General features: G+C 63.6%; 12 protein-coding genes. 9 read left to right on the top strand and 3 right to left on the bottom strand.

What is annotated here, in order from left to right; genetic code table 11:
* Nucleotides 1–4 precede the first annotated feature (4 nt).
* Entirely contained in the window at nucleotides 5–880 is an 876-nt protein-coding gene (locus M3B90_RS07200; protein ID WP_259889402.1) for an RNA methyltransferase, read from the top strand.
* Nucleotides 877–3,000 carry a cytochrome c oxidase assembly protein gene (locus tag M3B90_RS07205; RefSeq protein WP_259889403.1) on the top strand — a complete coding sequence of 708 codons (2,124 nt, stop codon included), beginning with the start codon at nucleotides 877–879 and terminating at the stop codon, nucleotides 2,998–3,000. The genes M3B90_RS07200 and M3B90_RS07205 overlap by 4 nt, the downstream gene beginning before the upstream one ends.
* Here the strand turns inward: M3B90_RS07205 and M3B90_RS07210 are convergent.
* Complete coding sequence (locus M3B90_RS07210; protein WP_259889405.1) at nucleotides 2,988–4,376, bottom strand: 6-phospho-beta-glucosidase; 1,389 nt, start codon at nucleotides 4,374–4,376, stop codon at nucleotides 2,988–2,990. The two genes, M3B90_RS07205 and M3B90_RS07210, sit on opposite strands and share 13 nt — an antisense overlap.
* Nucleotides 4,377–4,465: 89 nt before the next feature.
* Here M3B90_RS07210 and M3B90_RS07215 point away from each other — a divergent pair, with 89 nt between their 5' ends.
* Nucleotides 4,466–5,473, top strand: a complete 1,008-nt coding sequence (locus M3B90_RS07215; RefSeq protein ID WP_259889408.1) for a carbohydrate kinase family protein — start codon at nucleotides 4,466–4,468, stop codon at nucleotides 5,471–5,473.
* Nucleotides 5,474–5,486: 13 nt separating this feature from the next.
* Here the strand turns inward: M3B90_RS07215 and M3B90_RS07220 are convergent, their stop codons facing one another.
* A complete protein-coding gene (locus M3B90_RS07220) occupies nucleotides 5,487–6,122 on the bottom strand; it encodes an MBL fold metallo-hydrolase (protein ID WP_259889409.1) in 636 nt (211 codons plus the stop codon).
* A 40-nt stretch (nucleotides 6,123–6,162) separates the two neighbouring features.
* The gene (locus M3B90_RS07225) at nucleotides 6,163–7,266 is read right to left on the bottom strand and encodes an S-(hydroxymethyl)mycothiol dehydrogenase (protein ID WP_259889410.1); all 1,104 of its coding nucleotides are present in this window, start codon (nucleotides 7,264–7,266) and stop codon (nucleotides 6,163–6,165) included.
* A 262-nt stretch (nucleotides 7,267–7,528) separates the two neighbouring features.
* Here M3B90_RS07225 and pheS point away from each other — a divergent pair, with 262 nt between their 5' ends.
* The 6 genes from pheS (at nucleotide 7,529) to tyrS (ending at nucleotide 16,049) form a co-directional block, all read left to right on the top strand.
* Nucleotides 7,529–8,599, top strand: coding sequence for a phenylalanine--tRNA ligase subunit alpha (pheS, locus tag M3B90_RS07230; protein WP_259889435.1), 1,071 nt, complete (start codon nucleotides 7,529–7,531; stop codon nucleotides 8,597–8,599).
* Nucleotides 8,600–8,602: 3 nt separating this feature from the next.
* Nucleotides 8,603–11,197, top strand: coding sequence for a phenylalanine--tRNA ligase subunit beta (gene pheT / locus M3B90_RS07235; RefSeq protein WP_259889411.1), 2,595 nt, complete (start codon nucleotides 8,603–8,605; stop codon nucleotides 11,195–11,197).
* A gap of 194 nt (nucleotides 11,198–11,391) precedes the next feature.
* On the top strand, nucleotides 11,392–11,928 hold the full coding sequence (locus M3B90_RS07240; protein WP_259889415.1) for an arginine repressor: 537 nt from the start codon (nucleotides 11,392–11,394) through the stop codon (nucleotides 11,926–11,928).
* 60 nt (nucleotides 11,929–11,988) lie between these two features.
* Nucleotides 11,989–13,236, top strand: a complete 1,248-nt coding sequence (locus M3B90_RS07245; RefSeq protein ID WP_259889418.1) for an argininosuccinate synthase — start codon at nucleotides 11,989–11,991, stop codon at nucleotides 13,234–13,236.
* Nucleotides 13,237–13,250: 14 nt separating this feature from the next.
* On the top strand, nucleotides 13,251–14,702 hold the full coding sequence (gene argH, locus M3B90_RS07250; protein ID WP_259889436.1) for an argininosuccinate lyase: 1,452 nt from the start codon (nucleotides 13,251–13,253) through the stop codon (nucleotides 14,700–14,702).
* 72 nt (nucleotides 14,703–14,774) lie between these two features.
* Nucleotides 14,775–16,049 carry a tyrosine--tRNA ligase gene (gene tyrS, locus M3B90_RS07255; protein WP_259889420.1) on the top strand — a complete coding sequence of 425 codons (1,275 nt, stop codon included), beginning with the start codon at nucleotides 14,775–14,777 and terminating at the stop codon, nucleotides 16,047–16,049.
* The last annotated feature ends 378 nt before the right edge of the window (nucleotides 16,050–16,427 follow it).

Below are 16,427 nucleotides of genomic sequence, written 5' to 3' on the forward strand. Positions count from 1 at the left end.
CCCCATGACATATTCTGAGCGCCCGGAGGGTGCGATACTGACGCCGCGCAGCGCGCGAGTCGTGAGGATCGCCGCCCTTTCCGGGCGCTCAGTGCGTCAGCGCGAGGGGCGCTTTCGCGTTGAAGGCCCGCAAGCGGTGCGCGCCCTTCTCGAACGCGAGCTTCGCGAAAGCGCTGAGGGCCTATGCGGACACCTTGAGGAGCTCTACCTCACCGACAAGGCAAGAGCCGCACACCCCGAGCTCGAACAGCTCGCCGAGCGCGCGTGTATACGCCCCCGCACCGTGACGCCCGACGTGATCGAGGCTATGGTCCGCGAGCAAGGACATCAGAGTGTCGCGCACCCACAGGGGGTGATCGCGGTCGCAAAAAGCATTGAGAAGGACTGGCGCGATCTGCTCGACGGCCTCGACGGGGGGCCCTGCACCATCGTCGTGTGCGAACGTCTCCAGGATCCGGGGAACGCGGGGCTCGTGATGCGCACGGCCGACGCCTCCGGGGCCAACGCCGTGTTCTTTTCTGAAGGATCCGCAGACCCGCTCGCCCCCAAGGTCGTGCGGGCGAGCGCCGGAAGTCTCTTTCAGGTGCCGATCGCCCGCAAGGTTCCCATGGAGGAGCTTCTCGGTGAACTTCGCGCGCGAGGCATCTCGACAGCGGCGACGAGCCCTCGCGGTACCGAGAGCCTCTTTGCATGGACTCCTCCCACGCGCCTCGCGTGGCTCATGGGAAACGAAGCGCACGGACTTGACGACGAGACCATCGCCGCCGCCGATTCCCGCGTGGCGATCCCGATCTTCGGAAGTGCAGAATCGCTCAACCTTGCGACCGCGGCGACCCTGTGCCTCTTCGAATCGGCGCGCACACGAGCGGGTGCGAGGTGAAAGTTCTTTCGCGTACGCTTCTCCCGCTCAGCGCCCTGGTGGTGATTGCCGGAGGGATCGCTGGCGTTGTTGGGCTTGTAGTGACGGGGGAAGGAAGCGGTCCCCTCGCGAGTAGCTTCGGGACTCTCACGAACAACCTCATCGTCGTCGTAAAAGTAGGCGAGTATCTTGCCCTTTCCCTCGCGTTCGGTTACGCGCTCACGCTAAGTCTGTTCCAGCCCGGGAGCGGTCGCACGCGAGGGCACAGGAGTCCGCCGCTCACCGATGAGCAGGACCGCCAAAGGTGCCTTGCCACCCGTTTCACTTTCTCCTACGCGTGTCTCCTCGCCCTTGGCACCTACCTCACGTATGCGAATGCGCGAGCCTCGTTTTCACCCGCGCAGCTCGGCTATTTCGTGTGGAAAACCGATCTTGGCCGGGCCACGGTGTGGGCGCTCGTTTTTGCTTTCTTGGCGGCAGGTATCGGCCTGTTCACGAGGCATCTTCGCGGGGCGGGCTGGCTCACCGCGATGCTCGCGCTGAGCGTCGTTGCCCTCGGTTTCCTCGGCCACGCTGGTAATTCAACCGATCACCTCAACGCTGTGAACGCCATGATCGCTCACCTCCTCGGCGTTCTCACGTGGCTAGGCCCGCTCCTTGTGTTCCTCGCCGAGGCGCATCGCACCGAGACGGCAACCCTCAAAACTTGGCTCGAACGCTATTCGCCGTGGGCACTTTTTGCGATCCTTGCCCTCGCCTACTCAGGCATCATCAACGCTGCGATTCGCCTCGAGACCCCCGCGCAACTCGTGACGACCCGCTACGGGTGGCTGGTTCTCCTCAAGGCCGTGCTGACGGTTGCGATCGCTGCCTTCGGTTACGTGCAAAGACGCCGGGTTCTCGAACCGCTCGCGCGTGCCCGGGCCGCCGCACAGCGCGGCAGTAAGGCGCAGGGAACCGTCGGAAATGAAGACGCCCAAGCGGGCTGCGCCGATCATTGTGCCCACCTCAACCAAGCCTCTCGCGAGGCGTTCCGGCGCCTTGCCAGCCTCGAGGTGCTCATTGCCGCGGTCGTTATTGGCGCCTCGAGCGCGCTCGGGCGCTCCCAGCCGCCGGTTCCTCAATACGTTCCGCGTGAGGCCTACCGCGTGCTCTCCCTCGTGGGGTACGAGCCCCCGCATGGCGAGTACACGCTCCTGAGCCTTGTGACCGTGTGGCAAATGGACTGGATGTTCACCGCAGTCGCCGCGCTTTTCGCGGTGCTCTACCTCATGGGGCTGCATCGCTTACGTGTACGCGGCGATGAGTGGCCGCTTTCGCGCACCCTTTTTTGGCTCGCCGGTTGTCTCGCCCTCTTCTGGGTCATGAGTGGGGGCGCAGCCGCGTTCGGGCGCGTGCGCTTTGACGCCCACATGACCCAGCACATGGCACTCATGGTCATCGTTCCGCCGCTTCTCGTGCTCGGTGCGCCCGTGACGATGCTCAGCCGTGCAGCGAAACCCCGCACCGACGGTTCTCGTGGAATGCGTGAATGGATTCTCGCGATCCTTCATACACGCTACTCTGCAGTCGTTTCGAGCCCACCGATCGCGGGCTTCCTCTTTGCGGGTTCGCTCGTACTGTTCTACTTCACGCCCTTTTTCACGTGGGCGATGTTCGAGCACGTTGGGCACCTGCTCATGACCGTGCACTTCCTGCTCGCGGGCTACCTGTTCGCGTGGGTCATCATTGGCATCGATCCGGCTCAAAAGCCGATCAGCCCCGTGCTCAAGCTCGTTACGCTCCTCGTCACCCTCACCTTCCACGCCTTCTTCGGTATCGCGGTTGTGAGTGCGACCTGGCTCATTGGCGGGGAGTGGTACACGCTTCTCAATCTCTTTGAGCGCGCCGAACTCGAACGCCAACAGTTCGCGGGTGGCTCAATCATGTGGGGCATTAGCGAGGTCCCCACGGCGTTCTACGCCCTCATTGCGGGGATTCAGTGGTCACGCAGCGAAGAGCGCGCCGCCCGCAACTATGACCGCAAGGCCGAGCGCGATGGCGGAGCGGAACTCGAAAGCTACAACGCGTACCTGCGCTCCCTCCAACAAGGGGAGGAAACCCAGGCAGGCGCTCAGGAGGCTACCGCTCAGCGGAGGTAGGCGAGGTCCTCGGGGAAGCTCTCCTTGGCCTTCGCAAAGAGTTCGCGCGCGACTCCCACCCCGTCCACGAGAGGGTGAGCGAAGAATGCCTCGACCGCGAGGGCCGCGCTTCCTTCACGCGATGCAGCGATCACGGTTCGCTCAGCGTTCTTGACTTCGGTCACGAGCGCGAGTTCGTGGCCTGAAAGAGGCGTGACGTCAAGCGGAGTGGCGCCGTTCGCGTCGATGCGGCAGGGGGCTTCGACGACGGCGTCGTCCGGGAGGGACGGGATGCGCCCCCTGTTTGGCGTGTTGACGATGAGCTCGGTCGTCGCATCGAACGCGAGAGCCTTCATGACGGCGAGAGCCACGCGGTCGTAGCCGCCCGATTCGATGTCCGCGGCTTCGCGTTCGATGCCGCCCGCGGCTTCGCGATTCGTGGCCATGTACGTTTCCTCGCGCTCCTCGCGCGTGCGGTTCCACGCCTCGAACGCCGCGTGCCCATCGAGTGTCGCGGCCTCGCGGTAGAACTCCGCCTGCTGGCTCGCGAGGAAAATGCCTCGAGTGGCCTCCGCGCGGTCATCGGCGAGCCTCGCTTCGCGCGCGTAGTAATAGTAGTGCAGGTACTCGTTCGGGAGGGCCCCGATGTGCTGGACCCATGAGGAACCGAAAAGCTTGCCCTCTTCGAAAGATTCGATGAGCTCAGCTCGCTCGAGAACGGTGGGGAGAACGTCGCGACCATCGACGAGGATGCGGTGCACCCATCCGAGGTGATTGAGGCCAAGGTAGTCGATGTGCACGGGACCGCCGGTCTCGAAAATGCGTGCGCTCATTCCACGTTCGACCTCCCCGGCTTCCTCGAGAGCGGTGAGGGCGTGGCGAGCGAGGCCCACGGGGGAGTCGCAAATGCCGATCACGCGGTCGCCGAGGATCTCGCTCGAGACTTCCGTGATGATGCCCGCGGGGTTCGTGAAATTAATGAGGTAGGCGTTTGGGGCTTCATCGCGGATTGCCTCGGCGATTGTGCGCGCCACCGGGATTCCGCGAAGTGCATAGCTGAGCCCGCCGAAGCCGGTTGTCTCTTGGCCAAGGACCCCGCACGCATGAGCGATGCGTTCGTCCTCGGCACGCCCGTCGGTGCCTCCCACGCGGATTGCGCTGAAAACGAAATCGGCGCCTCGCACCGCGTCGCGCAGATCAGTCGCAACGCGAACGTTCGGGGCGTGGGGAACGGATTCGACCATGGCACGGACGATGCTCTCCATGGTGCGAAGGCGCTCATGGTTGGAATCCCATAGCGTGAGCGCACGCACTCGCTGTTCGGAGCTGTCCTTGAGGAGCGTGCGCACCATGAGGGGGACGCGGAAGCCCCCACCACCGAGCAGCGTAAGTTTCATGAGAGGGCCTCCTCGAAAAGTTGGTTGAGCGCGCGAACGGATGTTCCGTGCTTTTGACGGGCGCCACCGCGCGCCCTAGCCTTTTTTACGTGACGAACCTGAACCAAGGCATAACCTGCAAAGATGCGGAATCTTCAAGCAATCTACTTCACGATCTCGCATGTGTGGGGCCCGTGTTTCTCGATGTGCTTTTCACCCCGTTCCAGCACCTTCCTGATCTCGGCGAGGAGTGCCACACGGATTCGGTTGCGCTCGCGGTTGGAGGGGCGGCCAACGTGGCACGTGCGGCCGCAGCACTTGGTATGGCGGTGACGCTCGCGACCGAGCTTGGCGAGGGGGATATCTCGAGGCTCGTTCGGCCCATGCTCGAAGCAGATGGGGTGGGACTCGGGGCAAGCGTGACGCGCGCGGGGTGGGATGTCCCGTGCACGGCGGCGATCCCACACGAGGGCGACCGCATGTTCTACACGGGGGGTCTCCCAAGCACCCCGCTTGCCACGACCGAGCAAGTGCTCGCCGAGCAGGCTCGCCACCTCACCGTTTCCCTCGAGCGCGAGGATATGCCGCTGCTTGCGGGGGAGCGGGCGCGCGACACGCGGATCTGGGCCGACGTTGGCCACGACGACTCGGGCGCATGGGATCCAATGATCCTTCGCCACCTCGAGCACTGCTACGCCTTCTGCCCCAACGACGAGGAGGCCACGCGTTACACGCGCACGGATTCGGCGCTCGATGCAGCCCGAGTACTTGCCGAGAAGGTCGAGCTCGTTGTCGTGTCGCGCGGGCGCGAGGGACTCGTCGCGATCGACTCGGGTCGGGGCGAGGTTCTCGAGAGGCGCGGTTTCATCGTCGAACACGCGAACGCCACGGGAGCGGGGGATACTCTCGTGGCGGCGCTCGTGACCGCTTTTGCTGCGGGACGCGGGCTCGGCGATGCGCTCGATTTTGCGCAACTCGTGGCGGCGGCGCGCGTGGCGGGTGCGGCCGCGCATGGCATGCCGCCCGGGCGCGAGGCGCTCAGCGCATTCGCGAGTCGATATGGAAAGCGAGAAACGGAGCTGGTCGAGGAAACCCTCGACGCGCTCGCATCAGGCTAGGTGTGGCTCTCGCTTAGAGCCAGTCTCCCTTTGCTCGCTCACGCTCCGCGCCGATCGTCGTGTCTGGGCCGTGTCCAGTGTGCACGATTGTCGCGGCGTCGAGCGTAAAAAGCCTCTCGCGGATGCTGTCCTCGATTTGTCCGCGGTCGCTATAGGAGCGGCCGGTGGCACCTGGCCCGCCCTCGAAGAGCGTGTCGCCCGAGAAAAGCTGATCGGGCTGGCCCTCCTCGGTGCTGCGTAGGAGGTAGCACACCGAGCCGGGGGAGTGGCCCGGCGTGTGGATCACCTCGAGTTCGCGATCCGCGATGCTGAAAGCGTCGCCATCCGCGAGATCCGCGTCCCACTCGAGATCGCCGTGTGTGAGTGCCCAGAGCTTCTTATCGTCGGGATGCAAGAGCATGGGGGCCTCAAAGCGTTCGGCGAGTTCGGGTGCGAAGCGTGAGTGGTCGTCGTGTGCGTGAGTGAGGAGAATGGCGAGGAGCGTGCGGTCTCCCACGAGCTTTTCGATGGTGTCGATGCTGTGAGGGGCGTCGATGATGACGCAGTCGTCGTTGTTGCCGATCACCCACACGTTGTTCTCGACGTCGAAAGTCTCGCCGTCGAGAGTAAACGTTCCTTCAGTGACAGCGTGGTCGATGCGGAGGTTCATGGTGCGAAGTCCTTTTCTTATATTTAGCGTGCCGGTGGGATCAGGCCTGAGGGAGTTCGACGACACTGCGAAGAATGTCGCCGCCCTTCATGCGCTCGAACGCTTCTTCGACGTCACCGAGAGCGATGCGCTCGGACACGAACTCGTCGAGTGGGAGTCGCCCCTGTGCGAAGAGGTCTGCGAGGTAGGGGAAGTCGCGCTCGGGCAGGCAGTCGCCGTACCACGAGCTCTTGAGGGCGCCACCGCGACTGAAGATGTCGATAAGCGGGAGCGTGACCTCGGCGGTCGGGTTCGGCACGCCCACGAGAACAACGCGGCCGGCAAGATCGCGGCCGTAGAACGCGGCGGTGTAGGTCGCGGGAATGCCGACGGCATCGACGACGACGTCTGCACCGAAACCACCGGTGAACTCCCGGATCTTTTCGGCGACCTCGTTGGGTTCGAGGCCCTCGGTGGTGATGGTATGCGTTGCCCCGAGAGCGCGGGCCTTCTCAAATTTTTTATCGTTGAGGTCGAGGGCGATGATCGTGGTCGCGCCGCCGAGCTTGGCACCGGCTACTGCTGCGAGGCCGACACCACCCGCGCCGATCACCGCGACGGATTCCCCGCGCTGAACCCCGCCCGTGTTGAGCGCAGCCCCAATCCCGGCCATAACGCCGCAGCCGAGAAGGCCGATAGCTGCCGCATCAGCGTTCGGGTCCACCTTCGTGCACTGAAGCTCATGGACGAGAGTCTTTTCGGCGAAGGCACCGATGCCGAGAGCGGCAGTGAGCTCGGTGCCGTCGACGAGGGTCATGGGCTTCGAGGCGTTAAACGTGTCGAAGCAGTACTTCGGTTCCCCCTTTTTACACGCGCGACACTGCCCACAGACGGCGCGCCAGTTGAGGATCACAGTATCGCCGACTTCGACGTGAGTGACGCTCTCGCCGATTTCGCTTACGACCGCGGTTGCTTCGTGGCCGAGGAGGAACGGATAGTCGTCGTTGATGTCTCCGTTACGGTACGCGAGGTCGGTATGGCACACACCGCACGTCTTGATGTCAACGATGACGTCGCGCGGGCCCGGATCGGGGAGCGTGATGTCGACGAGCTTTGCGGGATCGTTTGCGGTGAAGGATACGAGGCCTTGGACTGTCGTGGTCATGTCAGGAGCCTTTCTGTTGAGTCGCTGGACCCGTGTGAGCGCAGCGGCGCCGGGGCCCTGCGGTCCTTACGCATGGGCGTGGAGCACCGGGCGCGTACGACCCCAACCGTATCCTGCACGTATCATTGCTAGTGCAAAGAGCATGCACCCACGCGAGGGCCCCTCGATGGCAGAAATGATCATGTGGTCGAGCGCGAGCGCGCGTGACGTGTCAACGTGAGGATGTGGTGAATTCGTGTCAGATGTGACGAACAGTGTGGATATGAGCGAGGAGGCGATCGCGCGCGCGGTCGATTCCGCGCTCGCCGCGATTGCGGAGGCCACGACGTCGGCGGAAATCAAGCAGGTGCGCATTGCCCATGTCGGCGACGACTCGCCGCTTTCGCGCGCGAATCGCGGCATCAAGGACCTTCCGAAGGAGCAAAAAGCCGCTGCCGGCAAACTCATTGGAGGGTCGAAGGGGCGCGTACAGCAAGCGCTTGCTGCACGCTCGAAGGAAATCGCGGAGAAGGAAGAAGCCGAAGCTCTCGCGAAGGATCGCGTCGATGTCACGACTGCCGTTGATCGACTTCCACGCGGGGCACGCCATCCCCTCGGCATCCTCCAGGACCGCATTGCCGACGTGTTCGTGGGCCTCGGCTGGGAGATCGCCGAAGGGCCTGAAATTGAGGCCGAGTGGTTCAACTTCGACGCGCTCAATTTCGATGAGGACCACCCCGCGCGCCAGATGCAGGACACGTTCTACGTCGCCCCCGAGGGCAGCGGCCAGGTGCTGCGTACACACACGTCCCCCGTTCAGGCGCGTACCTTGCTTGAGCGCGGCGTCCCGCTTTACATCGCGTGCCCCGGCAAGGTGTTCCGCACCGATGAGCTTGATGCGACGCACGCACCCGTATTCAACCAGGTTGAGGGCCTTGCCATTGATCGCGATCTCACGATGGCGGACCTCGTAGGCACACTCGACAAGGTCGCCGAAGCACTCTTCGGTGGCAAGCCGATCACGCGTCTTCGCCCCTCGTACTTCCCGTTCACCGAGCCGAGCGCTGAAATGGACTTCCGCTGCTTCAAGTGCGAGGCCAAGAATGGGCTCGACGCCGATGCTGATCCCACGTGCCGTGTGTGTAGCGGAACCGGCTGGATCGAAATGGGCGGTTGCGGCATGGTCAACCCCGCCGTTCTGCGTGCGTGCGGCGTTGATCCGAATGAGTACCGCGGCTTCGCGTTTGGGCTCGGTATCGAGCGCATCCTCATGCTTCGCAACTCGGTAACCGATATGCACGACATCGTGGAGGGCGACGTGCGCTTCTCCCAGCACTACGGAACGGAGATCTGAGCAATGCCACGCATTCCCCTTTCATGGATCGGCGAGCACGTCGAGCTTGTCGAGGGCGCAAACGCCGAGGCCGTCGCGGCCTCGCTCGTCTCCGTCGGACTCGAGGAAGAAGCGATCTTCGGCGCTCAAGTCACGGGCCCGCTGGTCGTGGGCCGCGTGCTGAACCTCGTCAAGGAGACTCATAAGAACGGCAAGACCGTCAACTGGTGCCGCGTCGATGTGGGCCCCGAACACAATGAGGAAAAGGACAATCCGAAGGACCCGCAGCCGGGCGAGGAAGTCCCGAGTCGCGGCATCATTTGTGGCGCGCATAACTTTGTCGAGGGTGATCTGGTTGTCGTCTCGCTTCCAGGCACAGTTCTTCCGGGAAACTTCGCGATCGCGGCACGCAAGACCTACGGGCACCTTTCCGACGGCATGATCTGCTCAACCGAGGAACTGGGTCTCGGCGAAGATACCGAGGACGGCATCATCGTTCTCGGTAAGGGCATCGCCGAGGGGATCGAGGCGAAGCCCGGTGACGATGCGATCGCACTGTTCGGTCTCGACGAGGAGGTCGTGGAGATCAACGTGACTCCCGACCGCGGCTACTGCTTCTCCATGCGAGGCGTTGCGCGCGAGTACTCGCACGCAACCGGTCAGGCATATACGGATCCGGCGTTCTCGATCGAGGTGCCCGAGGCAACGGGCGAGGGCTTCGAGGTTGTCCTCGAAGACGACGCGCCGATCCGCGGCAACGTGGGTGCCACGTCCTACGTTGCGCAACGCGTGAGGGGGGTCGATACCTCGGTCCCGAGCCCTCGCTGGATGCAACAGCGACTCACGCTCGCGGGCATGCGCCCGATCTCGCTCATCGTCGATGTCGGCAACTACGTCATGCTCGACCTTGGTCAGCCGCTGCACATGTTCGATGCCGCGAAGCTCACCGAGCCAATTGTCGTGCGTCGCGCGAAGGAAGGCGAGAAGCTCACGACCCTCGATGACAAGACTCGAAACCTTCACGTCGAAGACCTCGTGGTCGCGGATTCGACAGGCGGCCACGGCGCACGCGCGGTCGCGCTCGCGGGCGTCATGGGCGGAAGCGAAACCGAAGTCGACGAGACCACGGCAGATGTTGTGATTGAAGCAGCACACTTCGACCCAACGACCCAGGCTCGCACCGCGCGCCGCCACAAACTTGTGTCAGAGGCGGGCAAGCGCGGCGAACGCGGAGTCGACCCCGAACTCGTGGAGGTTGCCGCGTATCGGGCCGCACAACTCCTCGTCGAATACGGCGGAGGGACGCTCGATTCCGCGCGCACTCATGCGCGCGCGGGCGGAAGCTCACCGGTGGAGATCACTCTTCCGCTCAATTACGCCGAGCGCGTCGTCGGGATTGCCTACACGCGAGATCAGGTCGTGGGGTCGCTCGAGAAGATCGGCTGTACCGTGTCGCCCTCGGGCAGCGGCGAAAACGGCGCCGAAACGCTCGCGGTCAATCCTCCGACCTGGCGCCCTGATCTGCGCATTCCCGAGGATCTCGTTGAGGAAATCGCCCGACTCGAAGGCTATGACTCGATCCCGTCAAGGCTGCCGTCGGCACCTGGCGGGCGGGGCCTTACCCGCGCCCAGCGTGTGAGGCGCGCCGTTGCGAACGCTCTCGCCGAGGCGGGCGCAACGGAGGTTGTGAGCTTTCCCTTCACGAATGAGAAGACCTTCGAAAAGCTCCGCTTCCCGGAGGACTCTCCGCTGCGTGAGGCAGTGCGTTTGCTCAACCCGCTCGCGGACGATGAGCCGCTTATGCGCACGGCGATTCTTGAAACACTTCTGCCCGTTGCGCAGCGAAATCGCGCCCGTGGCGAGGATTCGGTCGCGGTGTTCGAGACGGGCCTTGTGTTCGAAAAGCGCGGCGAGCGAGTTCCGGTTCCGAGCGCTGCTTCACGCCCGAGCGATGCCGAGCTTGAGGAGATTGCTACCTCTCTCGCGAAGCAGGATCGTCACGTCGCTCTCGTGGCGGGCGGACCGATCACCCCGGCCGGCCCCCTCACCGAGGCGCGCGCGTGGGATTGGGCCGACGCGATCTCCTTCGCGCGTCGCATTGCCGCGGCGGCGGGTGTCGAGCTCGTGCTCGAGCAGGGTGAGTCGAGTGCGTTCCACCCGGGGCGCACGGCGATCCTTTCGACCACCGAGGGGGAGCGCGTAGGCGTTGCCGGCGAGCTGCACCCCGCGGTGATCAAGGCGTTCAGCCTCCCGAAGCACGCGGCAGCCCTCGAGCTCGATCTCGAAGCGGTCATTGAGTCCGCGCCTTCCGTTGTGCCGTCCGAGCCGATCTCGACCTTCCCGATCGCGAAGGAAGACTTCGCGTTTGTCGTTGACGGGGACACGCCTGCCGAGGCCGTGCGCGCGGCGCTCATCGTGGGCATTGGCGATGTTGCGGAGGCCGTGCGTCTCTTCGACGAATACCGCGGCGATCAGGTCGCGGAAGGCAAGAAGTCACTCGCGTTTGCCGTGCGGCTTCGACCCCACGAGAAGACACTCAAGGGTGCCGAGATCGATGAGCTTCGTGCGCGCGCGATCAAGGCCGTTGAATCGGCGGTTGGCGGTGAGCTGCGCGCATAATCCGCTTTTTAGTCGCTCAGCGCCTTAGGGCCTGGCTTTTTCCTGCTGCGTACAGGGAGGGGCCAGGCCCCTTTTGTATGATCATGCACGTGATTGCAAATCGATGCTTTTATGGGAGTGGCGCTCAACGGTGGGAGGGCGCCCCTTCGACGGTGTGTAAATGTCCGACGGTTGTCGGGGCATGAGGGATATTGATGAGTGAACAACCGCAGCAGCCCCAAACCAAGATCTCGCGCCAGCGCAAGATCGTCGACATTCTGAGCCGTACCGAGGTGACGTCGCAGACGGCCCTTCTCGCGCTCCTCGAGAAAGACGGTGTGAGCGTCACGCAAGCCACCCTCTCTCGTGATCTCGTGGAGTTGCGTGCCGAGAAGGTGCGCTCGGCCTCGGGAGCTCTCGTGTACATGCTCCCTCCCGAGGGCGGTGAACGTGTTCATAGCCTCCGGCGCCCGCCCTCGCAGGAGCACTACGCGGCGAGGCTTCAGCGACTCGCCGAAGAATTGCTCGTAAGTGCAGAGGCGAGCGGCAACCTCGTCGTCGTGCGCACCCCGCCCGGAGCCGCGCAATACCTCGCGAGCGCCCTTGATCACTCGGTATTGCCCTCGATCCTCGGCACGATCGCCGGGGACGACACGATCCTCGTTGTCGCGCGCGGCGGGGATGAAGGCCGCGAGCTTGCGGCAACGCTACTCGACCTTGCCGACGGCCGCCGGGTCGGCATCGACGAGTAGGTCTCGACCATTCGCGCGAGCCCTGCCTCGCGCCACGCGACCCCTAGGAGAAGAAGAAAAATGACCGAACGCATCGTTCTTGCCTATTCGGGAGGCCTCGACACTTCCGTCGCGATCGGCTGGATTCACGAGGCCACGGGCGCTGACGTGATCGCTTGCGCCGTGGACGTGGGCCAGGGCGGGGAAGATCTCGAGGTGATCCGCCAGCGAGCCCTCGATTGCGGCGCAGTCGAGGCGTACGTTGCCGACGCGCGCGACGAGTTCGCGAGCGAGTATTGCATGCCTGCGCTCAAGGCGAATGCCCTTTACATGGATGCGTACCCGGTCGTTTCCGCACTTTCGCGCCCGGTCATCGCGAAGCACCTCGTGAAGGCGGCGAAGAAGTACGGCGCGAGCGCGGTCGCCCACGGCTGTACGGGTAAGGGCAACGACCAGGTGCGCTTCGAGGTCTCGATTACCTCGCTTGCCCCCAACCTTCAGTGCATCGCCCCCGTTCGGGATCTCGCCCTTACGCGCGATAAAGCGATTGACTATGCCGAAAAGAATAACCTCCCCATCACCACGACAAAACACAACCCGTTCTCGATTGATCAAAACGTGTGGGGACGGGCGATTGAGACGGGCTTTCTCGAAGATATCTGGAACGAGCCTACGAAGGATGTCTACAACTACACGGACGATCCGGCATTCCCGCCAGTTGCTGACGAGGTCGTGCTTACCTTTGACCACGGTATCCCCGTCGCGATCGACGGCCGCGCAGTGAGCCCGCTCGAGGCAATTCAGGAGATGAACCGTCGCGCGGGGGCACAGGGGATCGGCCGCATCGACATCGTCGAGGACCGTCTCGTGGGCATCAAGTCCCGCGAGATCTACGAGGCTCCGGGAGCGATGGCCCTCATCGAGGCGCACCGCGAGCTCGAACGCGTGACTCTCGAGCGCGAGCAGGGACGCTTCAAACGTGAGGTCCAGGATCGCTGGACCGACCTCGTGTACGACGGCCAGTGGTTTAGCCACCTCAAGCGCTCCCTCGAGGCTTTTATCGAGGATACGCAGCGATACGTGAGTGGCGATGTGCGCATGCGGCTGCATGGCGGCCGCGCGACCGTGACGGGGCGCCGTAGCGACGCGAGCCTCTACGATTTCAACCTTGCGACCTATGACGAGGGCGATACGTTCGACCAGTCGCACGCGAAAGGCTTTATCGAGATCTACGGCCTCGCGTCGAAGCAAGCGACCGCACGCGACGAGAAATTCGGCAACGGACCCTCGCTCGAGCCAGACGAGGCGAGTGCGTTCGGCAAGGAGTGAGGCGCATGGGTGACATGCACGAGAACAGCGAGAACGGTGGCCAGGGCGACAGTGCCGTTGAGCGCGTAGCGCTGTGGGGTGGACGTTTTGCCTCGGGTCCAGCCGACGTCATGGCCGCGCTCTCGAAGTCGACCGACTTCGATTGGCGCCTCGCGCCCTATGACCTGCGGGGCTCCAAGGCTCACGCGCGTGTTCTTCACCGCGCCGGCCTCTTGAGCGCTAGCGAACTGCGCGACATGCTCGCCGCTCTCGAGGAACTCGGGCGGCAGGTGGCGAGCGGCGAGTTTACACCGCACGTGAGCGACGAAGACGTGCACTCGGCGCTCGAGCGCGGCCTTCTTGAGATTGCCGGCCCAGATCTCGGTGGGAAGCTCCGTGCTGGGCGCTCACGCAACGATCAAGTCGCGACTCTCGGACGAATGTATATCCGCGACCACGCCCGCGTTATCGCGGCCCTCGTGCTCGATGTTGTCGACGCGCTCATCCAGCAAGCGTCGGACCATCCCGAAGCCCCTATGCCGGGCCGAACCCACCTGCAGCACGCTCAGCCCGTGCTGCTCGCGCACCACCTTCTGGCCCACGCATGGCCGCTCATGCGCGACGTGGAACGGCTGCGTGACCTCGATGCGCGTGCGGCGATCTCGCCCTACGGTTCCGGCGCGCTCGCGGGCTCCTCACTCGGGCTTGACCCCGAGGCCGTTGCCGAGGAACTCGGATTCGCGGCGGCAAGTGAAAACTCGATCGATGGCACGGCTTCGCGCGATGTGTACGCCGAATACTCCTGGTGCCTCACCATGCTCGGCGTAGATCTCTCGCGGTTTTCCGAGGAAATCATCGTGTGGAACACGAAGGAGTTCGACTTCGTGACGCTCGATGATGCCTTCTCGACCGGATCTTCAATCATGCCGCAAAAGAAGAACCCTGACGTGGCCGAGTTGACGCGCGGCAAGGCCGGGCGCTTCATTGGCGATCTCGCGGGACTCCTCGCAACCCTCAAGGCAATGCCGCTTGCGTACAACCGCGACCTGCAAGAAGACAAAGAGCCAATGTTCGATCAGACCGATCAGCTCGAGCTCCTTCTGCCAGCCTTCGCAGGCATGGTTCGCACCCTGACGTTTAACACCGAGCGCATGGCTTTTCTTGCACCGCGCGGCTTTGCTCTCGCGACTGACATCGCCGAATGGCTTGTGCGTCAAGGTGTTCCGTTCCGCGAGGCGCATGAGATTTCTGGCGGATGCGTGCAGGTGGCCGAGTCGCGCGGCGAGGAGCTGTGGGATCTGAGCGATGCCGATCTCGCATCCGTGTCGCCGTATCTCACGCCAGACGTGCGCGGAGTGCTGACGACTCTCGGCTCGATTGATTCTCGCTCCTCGAAGGGTGGGACCGGGCGCGCGAGTGTCGCGGCCCAGCTCGACAATGCAAAAGTGACCTCTGCCAGCCTGCGGGAGTTCGCGAAGGCGCTTTAGTGCGTTTGCGCTACTGTGGTTTCGATGAGCGGCGCACCGTAGCCGCCCCGACGAAAGGAATGGAGACGCACGATGGTCAACATCGTTGACGAGCTTGAATGGCGTGGCCTGTTGGTGAACTCGACCGGTATCGAGGCGATCCGCACCGCAGCAAACGAAGGCCCGATCAAGCTCTATTGCGGCTTCGATCCCACGGCGTCTTCGCTCCACGTTGGCCATCTCACTCAGATTCTCACGATGCGCCGTTTCCAGCTCGCTGGAAACAAGCCGTTTGCCCTCGTAGGCGGCGCCACCGGCCTCGTGGGGGATCCCCGCATGTCAGGCGAGCGCAAAATGAACTCGGCCGACATCGTGGCGACGTGGGTGGAATCGCTTCGCGGCCAGATCGAGCGCTTTCTCGATCCCGAGGGCGAGTTTGGCGTCACGATGGTCAATAACTACGACTGGACCAAGGACCTCAATGTTCTGAGCTTCCTTCGCGACTACGGCGCGCACTTCCGCATGGGCACGATGCTTTCGAAAGAGATCGTTGCCACGCGTCTCAACTCGGAAGAGGGCCTCAGCTACCTTGAGTTTTCGTACCAGATCCTCCAGGCAATGGACTTTCTCGAGCTCTACCGGCGCCATGGAGTCACGCTGCAATACGGCGGCAACGATCAGTGGGGCAACATCGTGGGCGGTGCCGAGTTGATTCGCAAGATCGAGGGCGCCCAGACTCATGCTCTTACAACGCCCCTCGTGACGAAGGCCGATGGCACGAAGTTCGGCAAGAGTGAGGGCGGGGCCGTGTGGCTTGATCCCGAGCTCACGAGCCCGTACGCGTTCCACCAGTTCTGGCTCGGCGCCGACGATCGCGACGTGCTCAAATACCTGCGTTTCTTTACGTTCCGTCCGAAGGAGGAACTCGCTGAGATCGAGTCGGTCACGGCGGAGCGCCCGCACGAACGTGCGGCGCAGAAGCTTCTCGCCGACGATATGACGACACTTGTGCATGGCGAGAGGGCTACTGCGCAAGCGAAGGCGGCCGCCTCCGTTCTGTTCGGGCGCGGGGATGTGCGCGAGCTTGATGGTCCGACGGTTGCCGTGATCGCGGGAGAGCTGCCTTGCGTGGAGCTTCCTCGTACGGCAAGTCTTGTTGAGGCGTACACGGCAACTGAGCTACTCAACTCCAACGGCGCCGTCCGCAGGGCACTTAAAGAGGGCGGTCTCTCGATTAATGGGGAAAAGGTTGTCGGAGACGTCGATGTTCTCGAGACCGAGCTTGGCAGTTACGACGCCTTGGCCGGTGGCTACGTGCTCCTCCGCCGCGGCAAAAAGAATGCTGCGATGGTGAAGATCGCGAGTTGAGCGCTCGGTGAACAAGAGCTGAACTCAAGCAACGAGCACCCGCCGTCCCACGACCAGGGGCGGCGGGTGCTTCGCATTGTGGCGGTGCGCACGCGCGGGGCTCGAGGGCTTGACCAGCGGTGCTGCCTCGCGTACTGTCGTTGTCCGTTGGTTCAAGGAGCCGAAGAGATTCGCCTTGAATCGCTGCCGTAAGTGACCGCCGTCGAGAGCCACACGAACCCCGGGTGATGATCCGGTGAAGAGTGGCGCGGAACACGGTGAGTCGGTTTGACCAGTGCGGCGAGGGTTGCTAAACTAGTGACTTGCGCCGGGAGGTCAAGAAGAACTTCCGGTGAACATCAGCTCCTTGCAAGCCCCTTAAAAAGGGGCGAGTGGGGT

Source organism: Dermabacter sp. p3-SID358, assembly GCF_025147465.1.
GTDB lineage: Bacteria > Actinomycetota > Actinomycetes > Actinomycetales > Dermabacteraceae > Dermabacter.